A 17,267-nucleotide genomic window follows, 5' to 3' on the forward strand; every position below is an offset into this window, starting at 1 on the left:
ACGCCGGTCAGTTAAGCGCACATCGCCTTCTGTAGGAGCGAGGGGGACGCCTAGTTCTTACTCGCGAAAAACGTCAACGATAACGCGTATTTCCTGAATGAGCGCGGCGCCTGTGAGTTCTTCGCGAGCAAGCTCGCTCCTACAAAAAAGCCCTGACTGAACGGCATTAGGGCTTGCCTGCGATAGCAGTAAAACAGTCAGCGCAGCATCAGCCCTGCCACTTACCGCCTTCGACAATCACACTCTCAGGCTTGGTGTCGTCGCTCAGCTCTTTGCGCACATATTGGTCATACAACTTGAGCAAGAACTTCTCCTCACCCAGCTTCGCCAACTCGGCATTCACCCAGTCACGCAATTCGATATTGCCCTTCTTCACCGCTGGCGCGATCGGGGCCTCGTCGCCGAGTTTCTGTTCCAACACGCGGTAGCCCGGGTTCTGCTTGGCCCAGCTGAACAGCACCAGGTTGTCTTGCGCGTACGCATCGCCACGCCCGGCCGACAGCGCCTGCAACGACTCGGAGTTTTTCTCGAACTTGAGCAGTTTCCAGTCCGGGTGGTTCTTGGTCAGCCAGATATCGGCCGTGGTGCCGGTGGTGACGATGGTGGTGCGGGTGGCCAGGTCATCCAGGCTCTTGACCGGGCTGTCGTTGGGCACCAGGGCCTGTACCGCGACTTTCAGGTTGGGGTTGGTGAAGTCCACCGCTTCCCTACGCTCCGGGGTCACGGTCATGTTGGCGAGGATCAGGTCGACCTTGTCGCTTTGCAGGAAGGGAATACGGCTGGCCGGCTCGACGGCGACGAATTCGACTTTGTTCTCATCGCCCAGCAAGTCCTTGGCGAATCGGCGGCCGATGTCGGTATCGAAGCCGACGTAGCGCCCGGCTTCGTTGACAAAGCCGAACGGTGGTTTGTCGGTGAACACGCCAACGATGAGTTTGTCGCGCGCCTTGATCTTGTCGATGTAACTCACGGCGGCGGCAGGTTTAGCGGGCTCTTCGGCCTTTTTATCGCAGCCGGCCAGTAAGGCAACGGCAAACAGTGGCAGCAGTAACTTTTTCATATCAGCTCCAGTTCCTGGGTTTTCTTGGGCAGTGTTGAAACAAAGGAGAACTTCTCCAGGAACTGCTGCGCGCGTGCGGTTTGCGGGTTCGTAAAGAATTCTTCGGGGGTGTTGTGTTCGAGGATGCGACCGGCCTCCATGAACACCACGCGGTCGGCCACGGCGCGGGCGAAGGCCATTTCGTGGGTGACGATCAGCAGGGTCATGCCGTCGCGGGCCAGGCCCTGGATCACTTCCAGCACTTCCTTGACCATCTCCGGGTCGAGGGCGGCGGTGACTTCGTCAAACAGCATGACCTGGGGGTTCATGCACAACGAACGGACGATAGCGATGCGTTGCTGCTGGCCGCCGGAAAGCTGGCGCGGGTAGGCGTCGCGCTTGTCGGCCAGGCCGACGCGGTCCAACAGTTTTTCTGCCTGGGCGCGCGCTTCGCGGGGCTCGCGCTTTTGCACTTTCAGCGGGCCGAGCAGCAGGTTGTCGAGCACACTCATATGGGGGAACAGGTGGTAGCTCTGGAACACCATGCCCACATCCTGGCGTACCTGGCGCCAATCCGTGTGTTTAGCCAGCAGCTCCTTGCCGGCAAATCGCAGGCTGCCGCTATGGGCTGCTTCCAAGCCGTTGAGGCAGCGCAGCAACGTGCTTTTGCCACAGCCGCTGGGGCCGAGGATCACCACCACTTCGCCGCTTTGCACACTCAGGTCGATGCCCTTGAGCACCTGCTGGTCGCCGAAGAACTTATTGAAACCCCGGAACTCGATCAGTGCGCTCATGCTTGGCCCCAGCGCCGTTCCAGCAGCTTGGAGGCGGCTGACAACGGGTAGCAGATGAAGAAGAAAAACAGGAACAGCGCGCCGTAGATCAACACCGACTCATAGGTGCGCTCGATGATTTGCTGGCCCACCTTGATCACGTCCACCACACCGATCAGCACCGCCAGGGAGCTGGTCTTGATGATGCGCGTGTAGACGTTGATGGTCGGCGGCGTCATGCGCTTGAGGGCCTGGGGCAGCAGCACGTAGCCGTACAGCTGCGGGGCGGACAGGCCAATCGACAAGCCCGCCTCGCGCTGGCCACGGGGCAGCGAATGCAAAGCGCCGCGCACCACTTCGCCCACCTCGCTGGCGCCCCACAGCGACAGCACCAACACCGCACACCAGAAACTCGGAATGCTCAGGCCGAAGAAAATCGGCAGGCCGAAAAACAGCAGGTACAGCCACACCAGCACCGGGATCGCACGGAACAGCTCCAGGTAAATGCGCAGCAGCCCATTGATCACCGTTTGATTCAACGTGCGCAACACGCCGTACAGCACCCCGCCGACCGTACTGAAAGCGATGCTCAGAAAGGAAATCGACAGGGTTTGCGCAGCGCCCTTACCCAGTTGCGGCAGCGACACCCACAACAATTCAAGACCCGAACTGGCCATGCTGGAGCCTCCTTTCCAGGCGGCTGAGCAGCAGCGACAACGGCAGGAACAGCAGCACGCAAATCAGCGTCAGCACGGCGAGCATTTCGTAAGTCTTGTAGTAGAGAGCGATGTAGCTCTTGGTGGTGTAGAGAATCTCCGGCACCGCCACGGCAGAGACCACGGTGGTCTCCTTGAGCAGGAAGATGAAATTGGCGAACAGCGCCGGCAGGCTGAGGATGCCGGCCTGGGGCAGGATCACATGGCGCAGCAACTGCCAGTCGGACAGACCGATGGATTTGCCCGATTCGACCTGCGCCAGCGGCACCGCTTCCACGCCCGCGCGCAGCACTTCGGTGAGGTAGGCGCCGCCGAGGAAGGTCATGGTGATGATCGCCGCCCAAAACCCGGAAATATTGAAGCCCAGGGCCGGCAGGGCGAAGTACACAAAAAACAGCTGGATCAGCAGCGGGGTGTTACGCGCCAACTCCACATAGAGCCCAACCAGGCGCGACAGGTAAGGCGTGCGAAACACCAGCAAGGCGGCGTTGATCAGCGCCACCAACAGCGAGGTGGCAATGGCGATCAGGCCCACTTGCAGCGTCACCCCCACGGCTTTGAAAAACGCCGGCAGGGTGCTGAGGATAAAAGCGAAATCGAAGGTCATCTTGAGTCCATGACGCCGCAGGGGTAATGCAGCGAGTGCCGTCCAGGCCGGCGTGGGTAACGCCGGGTAGCGCGAACTCTAAAGGTATAAAAAATAAAATTTAAATACCGAAATAGCATATTGATATCACCCAAAAAGATAACCGCCGGATTCGCGGGTTTTCCAAGTGACGGCTATGGTTGGGGGGTCTGTGTTTCGAAGGAATGAACAATGAACAAAGCGAAGCCGATTGATCCGCAGGAGCTGGTGAAATGGTTGGTGGCGTTGCGCAGGGCGATCAATAGCCGGGATCTCTAAAACACCGTAGATCCCATGTGGGAGGGGGCTTGCCCCCGATAGCAGTGGCTCAGTCAATGCATCTGTGACTGACATACCGCCATCGGGGGCAAGCCCCCTCCCACAGTTTTTATTGCATTCCAAATTCCAGGCATAAAAAACGCCGACGCTGTAGTAGCCGTCGGCGTTGAAACCTTGAAGGGGTTTGGGCTTACATCAGAACGCTGGCACGACTGCGCCGTTGTACTTCTTCTCGATGAAAGCTTTGACTTCCGGGCTGGTCAGCGCCTTGGCCAATTTCTGGATAGCGGCGCTGTCCTTGTTGTCCGGGCGAGCCACCAGGAAGTTCACGTAAGGCGACTTGGCGTCTTCGATGATCAGCGCGTCTTTCGCTGGGTTGAGGCCAGCTTCCAGGGCGTAGTTGGTGTTGATCACATCGAGGTCGACCTGGTCCAGCACACGTGGCAGCAGGGCCGATTCCAGCTCCTTGAATTTCAGGTGCTTGGGGTTGTCCTTGATGTCTTTCGGCGTGGACAGCGCGTTGGTCGGGTCTTTGAGCGTAATCAGACCATTCTTTTGCAACAGCAACAGGGCACGACCGCTGTTGGAGCCTTCGTTCGGGATGGCAACGGTGGCGCCGTCCTTGAGCTCGGAAATATTCTTGATCTTTTTCGAGTAGCCACCGATGGGTTCAACATGCACACCGATCACGGTGACCAGGTTGGTGCCCTTGCCCTTGTTGAAGTTTTCCAGGTACGGCAGGGTCTGGAAGTAGTTGGCGTCCAGACGCTTCTCGGCCACTTGAGTGTTGGGTTGAACGTAGTCGGTGAAGACTTTGATTTCCAGGTCCACGCCTTCTTTGGCCAGGGTCGGCTTGACCAGCTCAAGGATCTCCGCGTGCGGGATCGGAGTGGCAGCCACCACCAGTTTTTCGTTGGCCTGGGCGAAGCTTGCAGTCAGGGCAGCCGCCAGTGCGGTAAACAACAGAACCTTTTTCATGCAGTGTCCTTATTGGAATTGCGGGGCGTCTCTGACGACCGTTTTGATGAGAAGTGCCAGGAAGTGCTATCGCGGCATGCAAGCGACAATACCTAGATTTTTTATTCCCGAACAATATCTTTTATTCACGTTGATATTCCATTTTGTTCATGTAGAAAGCGGCGCAAGGTTTCCTGCTCGGCGGGGCTGGCGTTATCGAATATTCGCTGCACCTGTTCAAGGGGCGAACCGGCGACGGGCAGATTCAGATGCTCCGGCAGAATCTCATCGCCGCTGCTGACCAGCAGCGCAAAGTGAATGACGTTCTCCAACTCGCGGGTATTGCCCGGCCAGCTGTGGTGTTCCAGTACGCGCTGGGCGGCGTCGCTGATCAACGGCACCGGCAGGTCCAGGCGCTGGCTGTAGATACCGAGGAAGTACTCGGCCAGGGACAGGATATCGCCGACCCGCTCGCGCAATGCCGGCAATTCCAGCTGGCCTTCGCTCAGGTAATGGAACAGCCGCTCATGAAACTTGCCGGCAGCCACGGCTTGGGCCAGGTCGATGCTGGTGGCTGCTACCAGGCGCACATCCACCGGGCTTGGCTGATGCGCACCGACGCGAGTGACTTCGTGGTTTTCCAGGGCGGCGAGCAACTTGACCTGGATCGGCAGCGGCAAATCGCCGATTTCATCCAGGTACAAGGTGCCGCCATTGGCCGACCCGAACCAGCCGGCACGGCTGCTCGCCGCGCCGCTGTGGGCGCCGGCAGCGTAGCCGAACAGCTCAGCATCGGCGTAGGTCGGGCTGATGGCGCCGCAATTGACCGAGACAAACAGCCCGGCGCGATCGCTGCCACGGTGGATATGCCGCGCCAGCAGCTCTTTACCGCTACCGGTCTCGCCGCGAATCAATACGGGCAAGGCGCGGGGGGCGAGGTTTTCCAGTTCTTCGCGCAGTTGTCGCGAACGCGGGTCGACAAACACCAGCGCTTTGGCGCGGATGCTCAGCGGGCTTTTTTCGGCGTCGGGGAAGGTCAGCAGGGGCTGACCGAAGGTTTCATGCAGGCTCATGGCAGGCTCCCGCCCCAAATCCGCTCAGGGACGGGGCGTTTAAAAAATATCAGGCAGTGCGCCGGGCGTGATGTTCGAGGCGGCTTTGCAAGCGATACAGGTAGGCGAAGCCCTGCTCCCAGCGTTGGTGACCGGACTTCACATTGATATGCCCGGCCCCCGAGAGAATGCCGGCTTCGGCCCCCCAGTTGCGGGCCAATTCCAGGGCCCGGGGGGCGCTGACGGCGCTGTCGTTATCGGAACTGACCACCTGGCTGGGAAACGGCAACAGGTCGGTCGGGATCGGCGCAAAGTTGCGCAGGGCAGGCGAGCACGCCGGACGCTCGACGTCCGCCGGGGCCACCAGCAAGGCACCGCGCACCTGCCGCAGGAACTGCACCGGGGCAGTGGCCGCCCAATGGGCCACGGTGATGCAGCCCAGGCTATGGGCGATCAGAATCACCGGCGTGCTGTCGGCGGCAATCGCCTCGGCCAGCGCGGCGACCCAGTCTTCACGGCGCGGCGTGAGCCAATCGGCCTGCTCCACGCGTGCGCTGTTGGGCAGGCTGTTCTGCCAGTGACTTTGCCAATGATCTTCTGGCGATCCTTGCCAGCCCGGCACGATCAGATAACGAATCAACTCGCTGTGCATGGGTGTGCCCTCCTGCAGCGTTTAACGTTGTAGGACAGTATAGGGACGAGGGTTATATTCGTTAAGGAATAAGAAGCTATTTATTAATAACCAAAAAACCAATCCTGCATGAGATCAAAATGTGGGAGGGGGCTTGCCCCCGATGGCAGTGGGTCAGCAGACAAATTGGCCAACTGACACTCCGCCATCGGGGCAAGCCCCCTCCCACATTGGCCCCATTCCCGATCGGGATTTGGCGGCGCGACTTAAATTCCAGGCAAAAAAAAGGCCGCACCCTGCCAAGGAAACGGCCAAAAAATTGTCGAGGCTTTGAAACTAACGTGCCGTGATCACCGACAGCTTGGTAATCCCCGCGCGCTCGATAGACGCCATAGCTCGCGCCACTTCGCCGTAGTTCACACCATCATCGGCCTGCAGTTGCACCCGCACATCGGGGTCCTTGGCCTTGGCCGCCTGCAGGTTGAATTCCAGCAGGTCCGGCTGGATTTCGTCCTTGTTGATAAACAGTTTGCCGGCACCGTCGATGCTCACCACCAGCGGGTCCTTCTGCTCCACCGGGGCGACCGCCTCGGTCTTGGGCAGGTTGATCGGGATCGCGTTGGTCAAAAGCGGCGCGGTGACGATAAACACCACCAGCAGTACCAGCATCACGTCGACCAACGGCGTGACGTTGATCTCGCTCAGCACCTCATCGCTGTCTTGGGTGGAGAAGGCCATCTCAGGACGCCTCCTTTACTTTTTGCGGGTTGCCGGCCGCGCCTTTGGTCAGCGCAGGGTGCAGCAGCACGCGGAACGAATTCTTCTGCGCCAGGCTATAGAAGTCGTGGGCAAAGTCATCCAGGTCGGCCGCCGTGAGCTTCAGGCGGCGCAGGAAGTAGTTGTAGACCAGCACCGCCGGGACGGCGACGGCAATACCCACGCCGGTAGCGACCAGCGCCGCACCGATCGGGCCAGCCACGGTTTCCAGGCTGGCGGAGCCGGCCGCGCTGATCCCCTTCAGCGCTTCCATGATCCCCCACACGGTGCCGAACAGACCGATAAACGGCGAGGTACTGCCGATACTGGCGACCACGGCCAGGCCGGTTTCCAGGGAGCGGCGCTCACGTACGATCTGCTGGCGCAGGGCACGCTCGAGGCGGTCCTGGTGGTTGATCGCCTGGCTCAGGTCGGCCGCGTGCGGCGCTTCCCCGACCTGGATCGCGGCGTAACCGGCCTGGGCCACACGGGCAGCGGCGCCAGGCTGGGTCTCGGCCAACTCGGCGGCCGAGTCGAGACTCGACGCCGCCCAGAACTGTTTGTGGAACTTGCGATCCTGCGCTTTAAGGCGACCGAACTGCACGCCCTTGAGCAGGGCCAGGCCCCAGGTGGCGACCGAAAAGACCACCAGCAGCCAGATCACCGCGCTTTCGATGGATTCAAGTGGAGATGCTAATGCCATGATGTTTTCCCTCTTGTGCGGGTCGCGGCGTGTGCAACACACCGCAGCCGAATAGTTAGTGAATCTTGAAATCGATCGGTACGCTGACCCAGCCGTCCTGGGCCACATCGCCTTGCTTGGCCGGCACGAAGCTCCAACGCTTCACGGCGGTCAGCGCGGCGTCGTCGAGTTGCTGGCGACCGCTGCTTTTCTGGACCTGGATTTCGCCCGGCTTACCGCTGGCCAGCACATGCACTCGCAACAACACCGTGCCTTCCCAACCGCGACGCTGCGCCAGTGACGGGTACTCCGGCGCCGGGTTCTTGAGGTACGCGGCGTTGGCCGAAGCAGGGGTCACCGGGGCTGGCGCGGGCGGAGCGGGCGCGGGGGCCGGTGGCGCCGGTTGCGGTGGCGTGGGCGCCTGCTCGACCGGTTTCGGGGCGGGCTTGGGCTCAGGCTTTGGCACCGGCTTGGGCTTAGGTTTTGGAATCGGCTTGGGCGGTGCCGGCTTGGCGGCCAACTCATCCACAACCGGCGGCGGTGGCTCGACCACGGGCGGCGGCGGTGGTGGTGGCACAGGCGGTGGCGGTTCCACCACGGGCGGTGCCGGCTGGGAAAATTCGATGGTCATTGGCGGGATTTCCGGCGGCACAATCGGCAGCACCGGGGTGGGCTTCTGGCTCACCCAATAGATCACCGCACCGTGCAGGGCCAACACCAGCAACCCGAGCAGAATCCCCTCGCGACGGCTCGAAAAGCGCTTGGGGGTTTTCTGCAAACGCAACTGCCCTAACGGCGCGCGATGCGGCCGGCCAAGGTCGACCAACTCACCACTCGGTGCCTGGCGCCATAGCGCCTCGGGTGCACTGGCGGCGGTCTGGACATTGCCCATTGATTCACTCCCTACGGTTTCGCAACAAAAAACCGACAGGCCTGCCAAAGCGGCCGTCGAGGGCTGAATCATCGGGGCCAGACGCTTATCTCTTAAAGTAATCTTTAAAGTTATAGATAGATCTAATCTGAATAAGCAAAATACCCGCAGACGCCAAAGCCCCGTAATCCGTGGCCTGGCGCCCCAGCGCGTTTTTTTGATGCTTCTCAGGCATACAAAATATTCAGCAAAGGCATGGATCAGGCAGGGCTGTTTGCACACAAATCGAGCAATTGGCGCTGCAAACTCTGCCCTGCCGCTCCCAGGCCACTGCGGCCATACAACGCCAGTCGCACGCCCTGCACGGCCGGCAAGCCACTCTCGGCCCCCAGCACCGCATGCCCGGCCTGCACCACCCGGCGCGGCAGCAGGCTGATCCCCAGCCCCGCCGCCACCGCCGAGCACACACTGGCCAAACTCGCGCTGGAATAGCCGATGCGCCAGCGCCAACCCGCCACCTCCAGGTGCTGGAGCATTTCATTGCGGTACAGGCCGCCCACCGGAAACGCCACCAACGGCAATGGATCGCGCCCCAGGGAGGGTGTGCTGCGGCTGTCGACCCAGCACAACGGCTCGGGCCATGAGGCCAGGCAGTCGGCGCTGTCGCCCATCTGCTTGACCAGCAACACATCGAATTCGCCGCTGCGGTACTGACGCTGCAACTCGGGGCCGAGACCGCTGGTGACCTCCAGGCGCACCCGTGGATACGCCAGCACGAACGCCGACAGCAACGGCATCAGGCGCTCGGCAGCAAAGTCTTCCGGTACGCCAAGGCGCAGCACGCCATCACTTTGCTGGTTGATCAACACATCGGCGGCTTCTTCATGCAGCGCCAGGATGCGCCGCGCATAGGCCAGCAGCCGCTCGCCTTCGGCAGTGGCGACCACACGGCGCTGGTCGCGGTCCAGCAGTTGGCACGTCACCGCTTCTTCCAACCGCCGGATCTGCTGGCTCACGGTGGACTGGGTCAAGTGCAGGCGCTCGGCGGCGCGGGTGAAATTGCCGCAATCCACCACCGCGACAAAACTGCGCAACAACACAGGATCGAACATGCTCGTCACCATTCCATTTGCCACTGATTGGCATGGTTATATTTAATTTCAGAATACCTCACCAGCTGGCGATACTACTTGCCTCTTCTGGCACCTCGAACAGGCCCCGCATGACGTTTAACTCTTCATTCGTGAGCAAACTCGCGGGCTGGGGCCTGCTGGTGGTACTGGGCCTCAACCTGCGGCCGATCCTCAGCTCGATCAGCCCGTTGCTCGGCGAGATTCGCCAGGCCACCGGCCTGAGTTTCCAGAGCAGCGCCCTGCTGACCAGCCTGCCGGTGGTGTGCATGGGCCTGGTGGCGCTGGTGGGTGTGCGGGTGGAAGCGCGCTTGGGTGAACGGCGCGGCATTGCCCTGGGCTTGATGATGATCCTGCTGGCATGCCTGGCGCGCTGGCTGATGGGCCAGGGCTCGGCATTGCTGGCCACTGCCCTGCTCGGTGGTGCCGGTGTCGCGCTGATCCAGGCGTTGGTGCCGGCGATGATCAAGCGCGAATTCCAGCAGCGCGTGCCGGTGGCGATGGGGGTGTATTCGGCGGCGCTGATGGCCGGCGGTGGGCTGGCAGCGCTGCTCAGCCCACTGGTGGCCAGCCATTTCCAGCAATGGCAGGCGGGGCTGGGAATCTGGTTGCTACCGGCGCTGGCCGCGTGGCTGCTGTGGGTGTTCTTACCGCTGGGCGCGGCCAGAAGTTCCAAGGTGATGCCCACGTTCAAGGGCCTGCGCAATCGTCGCGCCTGGTTGCTGGCGCTGTACTTCGGCCTGGTCAATTGCGGCTACATGAGCCTGGTGGCGTGGTTGCCGGCCTACTATCAGCAATTGGGCTGGGGCGTGCTGCCCAGCGGTTCGTTGCTGGCGTTCATGACCATCTTCCAGGTGATCGCCGCGCTGCTGATGCCGGGGCTGGCGCAACGCGGTATCGATCGGCGGCCGCTGCTGGGCATTGCCTTGCTCGCCCAGACCGTGGGTTATCTCGGCCTGTTGCTGGCGCCGCTGGAATTGACCCACCTGTGGGTCGCCCTGTGCGGCTTCGGCCTGGGCGCGTGTTTCGCCCTGAGCCTGCTGCTGACCCTCGACCACCATCGCGACCCTCGGCAAGCCGGGCAACTGGCGGCCTTTGTGCAAGGCATAGGCTTTTTGATCAACGCGGTCTCGCCATGGATGACCGGCTGGCTGCGCGAACTTACCGGCCATTTCACCAGCGCCTGGTGGGTGTTGACGCTCACGGCAGTGGCGATGCTCATGGTGACGCGAGTGTTCAGCCCAGCCACCTACCGCACCGCCGCCGTACCCGGCTAGAAGTCGTAGCGCCCGGTCAGGCCCAGCGTACGCGGCGTGCCCAGCAGCCCTTCATAACCGCCGTTACCGCCGGTCCACAGGGTGGTGTAGTAGGTCTTGTCGAAGGCGTTCTTCAGCCATAACGACACGTCCCACTGCCCCTGCTCATAGTTGCCGCGCAGGCCGGTGGACAGGTTGACCACGGCGTAGGCGGGAATCTGTCCATAGTCAGAGTCCTCCACCGTGCCCACGGCCTTGGAGCGGAAGGCATAGCTGGCGGTGACGTAGGGTTCGAAGCCGTTATCCAGGTTCCACTTGTATTCGCCGTTGGCGTTGGCGATCCATTTCGACGCCCCCACCACTTGATGCCCGCTCAGGTCGCAGGAGGCCGGCGCACCGGGGCGCAGACTGACTTCCGGCGGGCACGGTGCATCCTTGTAAGACAGGTAGCTCACATCATTGAACGAGCCGTTGACGTTCAACGTCAGGCCCTTGATCGGCACCAGGGTGCTTTCCACCTCGACGCCCCGCGAGCGCACCGAACCGGCGTTGGTCAGGTACTGCACACGGTTGTCCTGGTCATAGGCATTGGTCTGGTAACCATTGACCTGGGTCCAGAACAGGTTGGCATTGAGCTGCAGCCGTCGGTCCCACAGCGTGCTTTTGAAACCCAGTTCGGCGTTGTTGGCGCGCTCGGTGCCGATCAGCAGTGAGTCGGCACCGGCCGTCGGTGCCGAGCCTACCGCCAGGTTGACCCCGCCGGACTTTTCGCCATGGGACAGCGTCGCGTAGCCCAACAGGTTTTCGTTGAAGCGGTAGCTCAGGTTGAGCAAACCCGAGGGGCTGGTGCTGTATTGCGTGAGGTCACCGGAATCGTACGCCCCCGCGCGGCCACGTCGAGCCGTAGCGGCAGCACCGGTGACCGCCGCACCGCCGAGGGGATTGTTACGCGTGACCCAGGCACTTTTTTCTTCATAGGTGCCGCGCAGGCCGGCGGTGAAATCCAGGCGTTCGGTGAGGTGCCAGGTGCCTTGGGCAAACAGTGCAAAACTGTCGGTGCGAATGTGCCCGTTGCCGACGCTGCTGACGTTGGCCAATGCCCCGGCTGGCGTGCCGTTCCAAATGTCGGCCTGGGGCCCGTAATAGGCGAAGGATTTGTTGTCCAGCGAATTGCCGAAGTAGTAGGCACCGAGCACGTAATCGAAGAAACCGCCGGTGGGCGAAGCCAGCCGGAATTCCTGGGACCACTGCTTATCTTCCACCGACACCCCGGCGTTATACGACGCCGGCACGTTAAGGCCGTCGTCGTTGCGTGGGGTGAAGTTCCAGAAGCGATAGGAACTCACCGAGGTCAGGGTGAAGTCACTTGGCAACGTCCAGTTGGCTTCCAGCGACGTGCCGCCCTGGAACACCGTGACCTGCTGGTCGCTGTCCAGGTTGACCTTGCGATGGGTGCCATCGACCAGGGTCGCGCCTGCCGCGTTGGCCCGCGACTGGTAGAGGTTGGTGCCGTTGATGGTCGGCCCGGTGCTGTACAGCACACGGGTGCCGGCGCTGGAATCCTCTTCGTTGTAATCGCCGATCCAGCGCAGGTTGAACGCCTCGCTGGGCTTGTACAGCAGTTGCCCGCGAAAGCCTTGGCGCGAGCCACCGTTGAGATCATGGCCGTTGTATTCGTTCTTGATGTCGCCGTCGCTGCGGGTGCGATACGCCGAGAAACGCCCCGCCAGCTCATCGGTGAGCGGGCCGGAAATCGTGCCCTTGGTCTGGAAGTAGCCGTCCTCGCCCAACGAGGTTTCAATGCTGCGCTCCGGGGTGAAACTCGGCGCGCGCGTGCTGATGTTGATCACCCCGGCCGTGGTGTTTTTGCCGAACAACGTCCCTTGCGGGCCGCGCAAGACTTCAAGCTGCTCGATGTCCATCAGGTCGAACACCGCCATGCCCGGCCGCCCGAGGTAAACGTTGTCGATATACAGCCCCACGCTGCCCTCAAGGCCGTCACTCGCCGGGTTGTTGCCAAGGCCGCGAATCGACACGCTGGACTGGCGCGCATGCATGTAGGCGACGTTGACGCTGGGCACCAGTTGCTGCAAATCCTGAATCCGATACACCCGCTGGCTCTCCAGGGCCTGGCCACCGATCACGCTCATGGGCGTCGGCACATCCTGGGCACTTTCGGTGCGGCGCCGAGCGGTGACCGTGACGGTTTCCAGTTGGCCAGTGGCGTTCTCGCCTTCGGGCGCAGGCTTGTTTGCGTCGGCCGCGTGGCTGGGCGTCCAGCTGGCACTGCCGGCCAGCAACAGCGCCAGCGGCAAACGCTTGAGCCGCCAGGGAGAGGAAGGGACAGCGGACTTCAACAGACTCATAAGCGGCTCCGGAACCCGGAAATATCCATCGAGAGATATTCCTTTAGGTTATTTATTTATGTTTTAACTAACATTTACTGCATAAGAGATAGCCTTTATAAAGAGTCGACCTAATGCATAGCCAATGCATTTCCCGGATATTTTTGATGTGAAAAATGCATATCGATTTGCGCCAGCTTCGTCACTTCATCGCCCTTGCCGAACAACGCAGTTTTGTCGCAGCCGCGTTGACGGTGAACCTGTCGCAGTCAGCGTTCAGTCGCAGTATCCAGGCCCTGGAGCACAGCGCCGGCTGCCAGCTGATTGACCGTGGCCGTAAAGACCTGGCACCGACCAAACAAGGCCAGGTATTGCTGGAGCACGCCCGGCGCCTGGTCAGCGGTGCGCAGCAACTGGCCAACGAGATCGACCAGTTCAATGGCCTGGAGGCAGGGGAGTTGCGCTTCGGTTGTGGCCCGGCGCCGGCGGGTGGCTTGGTGCCCCGCGCCATCGGCAGTTTTATCGGGCGCTACCCTAAGGCACGGGTGCAGTACCAGGTCGACGACTGGCAAAGCCTGAGCAAACGCCTGCTCAGTGAAGAGTTCGAGTTTTTTGTCGCCGACACCCGCCACTTCGAAGCCAACCCGGACTATCACACTCACCGCCTGCGCCCGCGCCGCTGGTATTTCTGCTGCCGCGCCGGCCACCCGCTGGCCCTGCGCGACAGCGTGAGCGCCGCCGAGCTGATGAGTTACCCGCTGGCCGTGACCATCCGCCCGCCCAACCTGCGCAAGGTCATCGTCGACCTCAGCGGCCGCCCCGATTACCAGCCCAATGTCGAATGCGAGAACGGCTATAGCCTGATGGGTGTGGTGCTGCGCTCCGACGCCATCGGCATCGTCAGCGCCAACAGCGATGTGCTGCACATGGCCCGGGGCGAGTTGGTGTGCTTGAAGATCGAGGGCCTGGCCGAGGATCTGGAGGAGCGTTACACCCGCTACGGCATCGTCAGCCGGGCCGGGTATCGCTTGTCGCCGCTGGCGCAAGCGATGATCGAGCAGATCAAACAGATCGATGAGGTGGATGAGGATGTGTGTGCACTGGAGAATGTCGCGGTTTAGGCCATGCATCCCCTGCATGAAATCCAGTCCCCAAATGCACTTGCCAGCCCCCCACCCGAACGGCGAAAAAACTCACCTGTCCTCCGTCTGGTGAAACCCCATGCCCCACTCCCAACCCGTGCGCAACGTGCTGTACATCATGTGCGACCAACTGCGCCGCGATTACCTGTCGTGCTACGGCCACGCTCACCTGCACACGCCGAACATCGATCGCCTGGCAGCCGCCGGTGTGCGCTTCAGCCGCGCCTATACCCAAGGCACCATCTGCGGGCCCTCGCGCATGTCGGCCTATACCGGGCGCTACGTCAGCAGCCACCAGGTGGCGTGGAACGCAGTGCCGTTGCCCCTGGAAGAACTGACCATCGGCGACTACCTGCGCCCCCACGGTATCCGCACGGCGCTGGTCGGCAAGACCCACGCCACGCCGAATGTCGAAGCCTTGCAGCGCCTGAATATCGACCCTGGGAGCGAGCAGGCCGAGCCATTGAACGAGGTCGGCTTCGAGGCGTACTTGCGTCACGACGGCATCTACCCCGACAGCCCGCTGTTCGATGACAAACGCGAGTCCGCGCCCTATACCCATTACCTGCGCGAACAGGGCTACAGCGGCACCAACCCGTGGCACGAATGGGCCAATGCCGCAGCAGGTGAAAACGGCGAAGTGCTCAGCGGTTGGCACATGCGCAATGCCGGCCTGCCCGCGCGCGTGGCCGAGGAGCATTCGGAAACCGTCTACACCACCGACCGCGCTATCGACTTCATCCGCGAGCAGGCCGAACAACCGTGGTGCCTGCACTTGTCCTATATCAAGCCACACTGGCCCTACATCGCACCGGCGCCCTATCACGCGCTGTATGGCGCCGAGCATATCCAGGCACCGATCCAGCCTGGGGAAACCAGCGATCACCCGGTGTACCAGGCGTTCCGCCAACACCAGGAGAGCCTGAACTTTTCCCGTGACGAGGTACGGCTCACGGTGATTCCCACCTACATGGGCTTGATCAAACAAGTCGACGACCAACTGGGGCGACTGTTCGATTTCCTGCAAAGCAACGGCCGTTGGGACGACACCCTGATTGTGTTCACCAGCGACCACGGCGACTTTCTCGGCGATCACTTCCTCGGCGAAAAAGAATTTTTGCTGGAGCCGGCCGTGGGCATTCCGCTGATCGTGCGCGACCCACGGGCCGCGGCCGATATCAGCCGTGGCACAGTGGACGCGCGGCTGGTGGAAACCATCGATGCGCTGCCGACCTTCCTCGAGGCCTTGGGCCTGCCCGCCGCCGACCATCGCCTGGAAGGCCGCTCGCTGATCCCGCTGCTGCATTGCCAAGAAACGAGCTGGCGCCGCTACGCCATCGCCGAGTACGACTACGCCTTCCAGGCCCCGGCCCGCGAACGCCTGGCGCAACCCATCGACCGTTGCCGGATGACGATGGTACGCAGCGAGCGCTGGAAATACCTGGCGTACGACGGCTTTCGCGCACAACTGTTCGACCTGGAAAACGACCCGCAGGAGCTGCACGACCTGGGCAGCGACCCGGCCTACGCTCAAGTGCGCGACATTCATTTGGGGTATCTGTTCGAATGGCTGCGCGGGTTGAAGCGGCGCACCACCATCAGCCACACAGAGATCGATCTGCGTGGCCAACGGTTTCGTTACGGTGAGCCGGAGGCGGAGAAAGTGGTGAAAATCGGCGTCTGGTAAACCACAAATCGAATGTGGGAGGTGCCGCTGTCGCGCAGCAAATGGGTACCTCCGTGGCAAGCCCTGATGCCGGTCAGTTAAGAGATAGAATGGGCAAACAGTAACCCGTGGCGAGCGGGCCTGTTGTGGCGAGCGGGCTTGCCCTAATGCCGTTCAGTTAAGCGTACATCGCCTTTTGTAGGAGCGAGCTTGCTCGCGAAAAACTCACAGGCGCCGCGTTCATTCAGGAGACACGCGTTATCGTTGACGTTTTTCGCGAGCAAGCTCGCTCCTACAAAAAAGCCTTAACTGACTGGCATCAGGGCTCGCCCCCTCCCACACGTGAAGCGTTGTCAGCTCAGAGACCTTTGGTGGTCTGGCTGCGCTGCCCCTGCACACCCACCGGCACATCGCCCTTGAGCGTCACCCGGCGCACGATGCGTTCCTGGGTGCCGTAGTCGTCCACCGCGTAATGCTGGGTCGCGCGGTTGTCCCAGATCGCCACGTCGCCGGTATTCCAACGCCAGCGCACGGTGTTTTCCAGGCGGGTGACGTGGCTTTGCAAGAGGTTGAACAACTGGGTCGAATCTGCCTGGGAATAGCCTTTCAGGCGCTTGACGAAGTGCCCCAGCAACAGGGTCTTCTCACCACTGACCGGGTGTACGCGCACCACCGGGTGCTCGGTTTCGTACACCGTCGAGGTGAACACCTTGCGGTATGCCTCAAGCCGCTCTGCCGACACATCCGGCTTGAGCGCGGCGTAGTCGTATTCGTTGCTGTGCACCGCCCACAAGTTATCCGCCAATGCGCGCAGTTCGACGCTGAGGTCGTTGTAGGCGCTTGAGGTGTTGGCCCACACCGTGTCGCCACCGGACTTGGGGGCGAGTACCGAACGCAGGATCGAGGCTTTCGGGTAGGCGTCGACGAAGGTCACGTCGGTGTGCCAGGAATTGGCGCGCTGGCCACGGGTACCGTCCAGTTCCATCAGGAAGCGCGTACCGTCGCGCACCGGCACCGTCGGGTGGGCAATCGGCTCGCCGAGCAAGTGGGCGAAAGCTTCCTGGCTCTGGTCATCGAGGTGGGTCTGCTCACGGAAGAAGATCACCTTGTATTGCACCAGCGCCTGCTGGATGGCGTCGACCGTGGCGGCATCCAGATCGCCGGACAGCCTGATGCCACGGATCTCGGCGCCGATGCGGCCGGCGACCGGGTGAATATCCAGTGCCTGGGCGACGGGTTGAACAGCTAATGCGGCGTTGCTCATTGTGATGACCCTCTTGTGCCTACTGATGGTGGGGAGCTTTCCGACAACGCTCTATTCATATGCAATTTAGATCTAGCAAATGA

The 17,267-nt window shown here is 61.7% G+C and carries 16 protein-coding genes; 3 read left to right on the plus strand and 13 right to left on the minus strand.

What is annotated here, in order from left to right:
- Positions 1-208: 208 nt before the first annotated feature.
- The 11 genes from AC1Q6I_RS12155 to AC1Q6I_RS12205 all read right to left on the minus strand — a co-directional run bounded on the left by AC1Q6I_RS12155 (position 209) and on the right by AC1Q6I_RS12205 (position 9,493).
- A complete protein-coding gene (locus tag AC1Q6I_RS12155; RefSeq protein ID WP_102625447.1) occupies positions 209-1,060 on the minus strand; it encodes a transporter substrate-binding domain-containing protein in 852 nt (283 codons plus the stop codon).
- Entirely contained in the window at positions 1,057-1,833 is a 777-nt protein-coding gene (locus AC1Q6I_RS12160) for an amino acid ABC transporter ATP-binding protein (RefSeq protein ID WP_024072771.1), read from the minus strand. Before AC1Q6I_RS12160 ends, AC1Q6I_RS12155 begins: the two co-directional genes overlap by 4 nt.
- The gene (locus AC1Q6I_RS12165) at positions 1,830-2,489 is read right to left on the minus strand and encodes an amino acid ABC transporter permease (RefSeq protein WP_024072770.1); all 660 of its coding nucleotides are present in this window, start codon (positions 2,487-2,489) and stop codon (positions 1,830-1,832) included. The genes AC1Q6I_RS12160 and AC1Q6I_RS12165 overlap by 4 nt, the downstream gene beginning before the upstream one ends.
- Positions 2,470-3,135 (minus strand): amino acid ABC transporter permease, encoded by a 666-nt coding sequence (locus AC1Q6I_RS12170; RefSeq protein WP_024072769.1) that lies wholly within the window; start codon positions 3,133-3,135, stop codon positions 2,470-2,472. Before AC1Q6I_RS12170 ends, AC1Q6I_RS12165 begins: the two co-directional genes overlap by 20 nt.
- A gap of 492 nt (positions 3,136-3,627) precedes the next feature.
- Positions 3,628-4,410, minus strand: coding sequence for a MetQ/NlpA family ABC transporter substrate-binding protein (locus AC1Q6I_RS12175; protein WP_024072768.1), 783 nt, complete (start codon positions 4,408-4,410; stop codon positions 3,628-3,630).
- Between the two features lie 125 nt (positions 4,411-4,535).
- Entirely contained in the window at positions 4,536-5,462 is a 927-nt protein-coding gene (locus tag AC1Q6I_RS12180; protein ID WP_024072767.1) for a sigma 54-interacting transcriptional regulator, read from the minus strand.
- 49 nt (positions 5,463-5,511) lie between these two features.
- Positions 5,512-6,093 (minus strand): alpha/beta hydrolase, encoded by a 582-nt coding sequence (locus AC1Q6I_RS12185; protein ID WP_024072766.1) that lies wholly within the window; start codon positions 6,091-6,093, stop codon positions 5,512-5,514.
- A gap of 315 nt (positions 6,094-6,408) precedes the next feature.
- Positions 6,409-6,810 carry an ExbD/TolR family protein gene (locus AC1Q6I_RS12190; RefSeq protein ID WP_010565408.1) on the minus strand — a complete coding sequence of 134 codons (402 nt, stop codon included), beginning with the start codon at positions 6,808-6,810 and terminating at the stop codon, positions 6,409-6,411.
- 1 nt (position 6,811) lies between these two features.
- Complete coding sequence (locus AC1Q6I_RS12195; protein WP_102624820.1) at positions 6,812-7,534, minus strand: MotA/TolQ/ExbB proton channel family protein; 723 nt, start codon at positions 7,532-7,534, stop codon at positions 6,812-6,814.
- A 52-nt stretch (positions 7,535-7,586) separates the two neighbouring features.
- On the minus strand, positions 7,587-8,402 hold the full coding sequence (locus AC1Q6I_RS12200) for an energy transducer TonB (RefSeq protein WP_024072761.1): 816 nt from the start codon (positions 8,400-8,402) through the stop codon (positions 7,587-7,589).
- A gap of 239 nt (positions 8,403-8,641) precedes the next feature.
- Complete coding sequence (locus AC1Q6I_RS12205) at positions 8,642-9,493, minus strand: LysR family transcriptional regulator (RefSeq protein WP_102624818.1); 852 nt, start codon at positions 9,491-9,493, stop codon at positions 8,642-8,644.
- 110 nt (positions 9,494-9,603) lie between these two features.
- Here AC1Q6I_RS12205 and AC1Q6I_RS12210 point away from each other — a divergent pair, with 110 nt between their 5' ends.
- Complete coding sequence (locus tag AC1Q6I_RS12210) at positions 9,604-10,788, plus strand: CynX/NimT family MFS transporter (RefSeq protein ID WP_102624817.1); 1,185 nt, start codon at positions 9,604-9,606, stop codon at positions 10,786-10,788.
- On the opposite strand, the gene AC1Q6I_RS12215 is transcribed toward AC1Q6I_RS12210, so the two are convergent.
- Positions 10,785-13,133: a TonB-dependent receptor gene (locus AC1Q6I_RS12215; protein WP_102624816.1), complete on the minus strand. Its 2,349-nt coding sequence runs from the start codon at positions 13,131-13,133 to the stop codon at positions 10,785-10,787. The genes AC1Q6I_RS12210 and AC1Q6I_RS12215 overlap by 4 nt on opposite strands.
- Positions 13,134-13,288: 155 nt before the next feature.
- Here AC1Q6I_RS12215 and AC1Q6I_RS12220 point away from each other — a divergent pair, with 155 nt between their 5' ends.
- Positions 13,289-14,233, plus strand: coding sequence for a LysR family transcriptional regulator (locus AC1Q6I_RS12220; protein WP_102624815.1), 945 nt, complete (start codon positions 13,289-13,291; stop codon positions 14,231-14,233).
- A gap of 100 nt (positions 14,234-14,333) precedes the next feature.
- On the plus strand, positions 14,334-15,941 hold the full coding sequence (locus tag AC1Q6I_RS12225) for an alkaline phosphatase family protein (protein WP_102624814.1): 1,608 nt from the start codon (positions 14,334-14,336) through the stop codon (positions 15,939-15,941).
- 337 nt (positions 15,942-16,278) lie between these two features.
- On the opposite strand, the gene AC1Q6I_RS12230 is transcribed toward AC1Q6I_RS12225, so the two are convergent.
- On the minus strand, positions 16,279-17,184 hold the full coding sequence (locus AC1Q6I_RS12230; protein WP_069075011.1) for a TauD/TfdA dioxygenase family protein: 906 nt from the start codon (positions 17,182-17,184) through the stop codon (positions 16,279-16,281).
- Between the last annotated feature and the right edge of the window lie 83 nt (positions 17,185-17,267).

Source organism: Pseudomonas sp. MPR-R2A5, assembly GCF_058793055.1.

What these genes read in the sequence shown, in the direction of transcription:
- AC1Q6I_RS12155 (WP_102625447.1), bottom strand. Translation starts at nt 1,060, where the DNA reads ATGAAAAAGTTACTGCTGCCACTGTTTGCCGTTGCCTTACTGGCCGGC.
- AC1Q6I_RS12180 (WP_024072767.1), bottom strand. Translation starts at nt 5,462, where the DNA reads ATGAGCCTGCATGAAACCTTCGGTCAGCCCCTGCTGACCTTCCCCGAC.
- AC1Q6I_RS12210 (WP_102624817.1), top strand. Translation starts at nt 9,604, where the DNA reads ATGACGTTTAACTCTTCATTCGTGAGCAAACTCGCGGGCTGGGGCCTG.
- AC1Q6I_RS12200 (WP_024072761.1), bottom strand. Translation starts at nt 8,402, where the DNA reads ATGGGCAATGTCCAGACCGCCGCCAGTGCACCCGAGGCGCTATGGCGC.
- AC1Q6I_RS12220 (WP_102624815.1), top strand. Translation starts at nt 13,289, where the DNA reads ATGCATATCGATTTGCGCCAGCTTCGTCACTTCATCGCCCTTGCCGAA.
- AC1Q6I_RS12170 (WP_024072769.1), bottom strand. Translation starts at nt 3,135, where the DNA reads ATGACCTTCGATTTCGCTTTTATCCTCAGCACCCTGCCGGCGTTTTTC.
- AC1Q6I_RS12190 (WP_010565408.1), bottom strand. Translation starts at nt 6,810, where the DNA reads ATGGCCTTCTCCACCCAAGACAGCGATGAGGTGCTGAGCGAGATCAAC.
- AC1Q6I_RS12215 (WP_102624816.1), bottom strand. Translation starts at nt 13,133, where the DNA reads ATGAGTCTGTTGAAGTCCGCTGTCCCTTCCTCTCCCTGGCGGCTCAAG.
- AC1Q6I_RS12185 (WP_024072766.1), bottom strand. Translation starts at nt 6,093, where the DNA reads ATGCACAGCGAGTTGATTCGTTATCTGATCGTGCCGGGCTGGCAAGGA.
- AC1Q6I_RS12205 (WP_102624818.1), bottom strand. Translation starts at nt 9,493, where the DNA reads ATGTTCGATCCTGTGTTGTTGCGCAGTTTTGTCGCGGTGGTGGATTGC.
- AC1Q6I_RS12160 (WP_024072771.1), bottom strand. Translation starts at nt 1,833, where the DNA reads ATGAGCGCACTGATCGAGTTCCGGGGTTTCAATAAGTTCTTCGGCGAC.
- AC1Q6I_RS12225 (WP_102624814.1), top strand. Translation starts at nt 14,334, where the DNA reads ATGCCCCACTCCCAACCCGTGCGCAACGTGCTGTACATCATGTGCGAC.
- AC1Q6I_RS12175 (WP_024072768.1), bottom strand. Translation starts at nt 4,410, where the DNA reads ATGAAAAAGGTTCTGTTGTTTACCGCACTGGCGGCTGCCCTGACTGCA.
- AC1Q6I_RS12165 (WP_024072770.1), bottom strand. Translation starts at nt 2,489, where the DNA reads ATGGCCAGTTCGGGTCTTGAATTGTTGTGGGTGTCGCTGCCGCAACTG.
- AC1Q6I_RS12230 (WP_069075011.1), bottom strand. Translation starts at nt 17,184, where the DNA reads ATGAGCAACGCCGCATTAGCTGTTCAACCCGTCGCCCAGGCACTGGAT.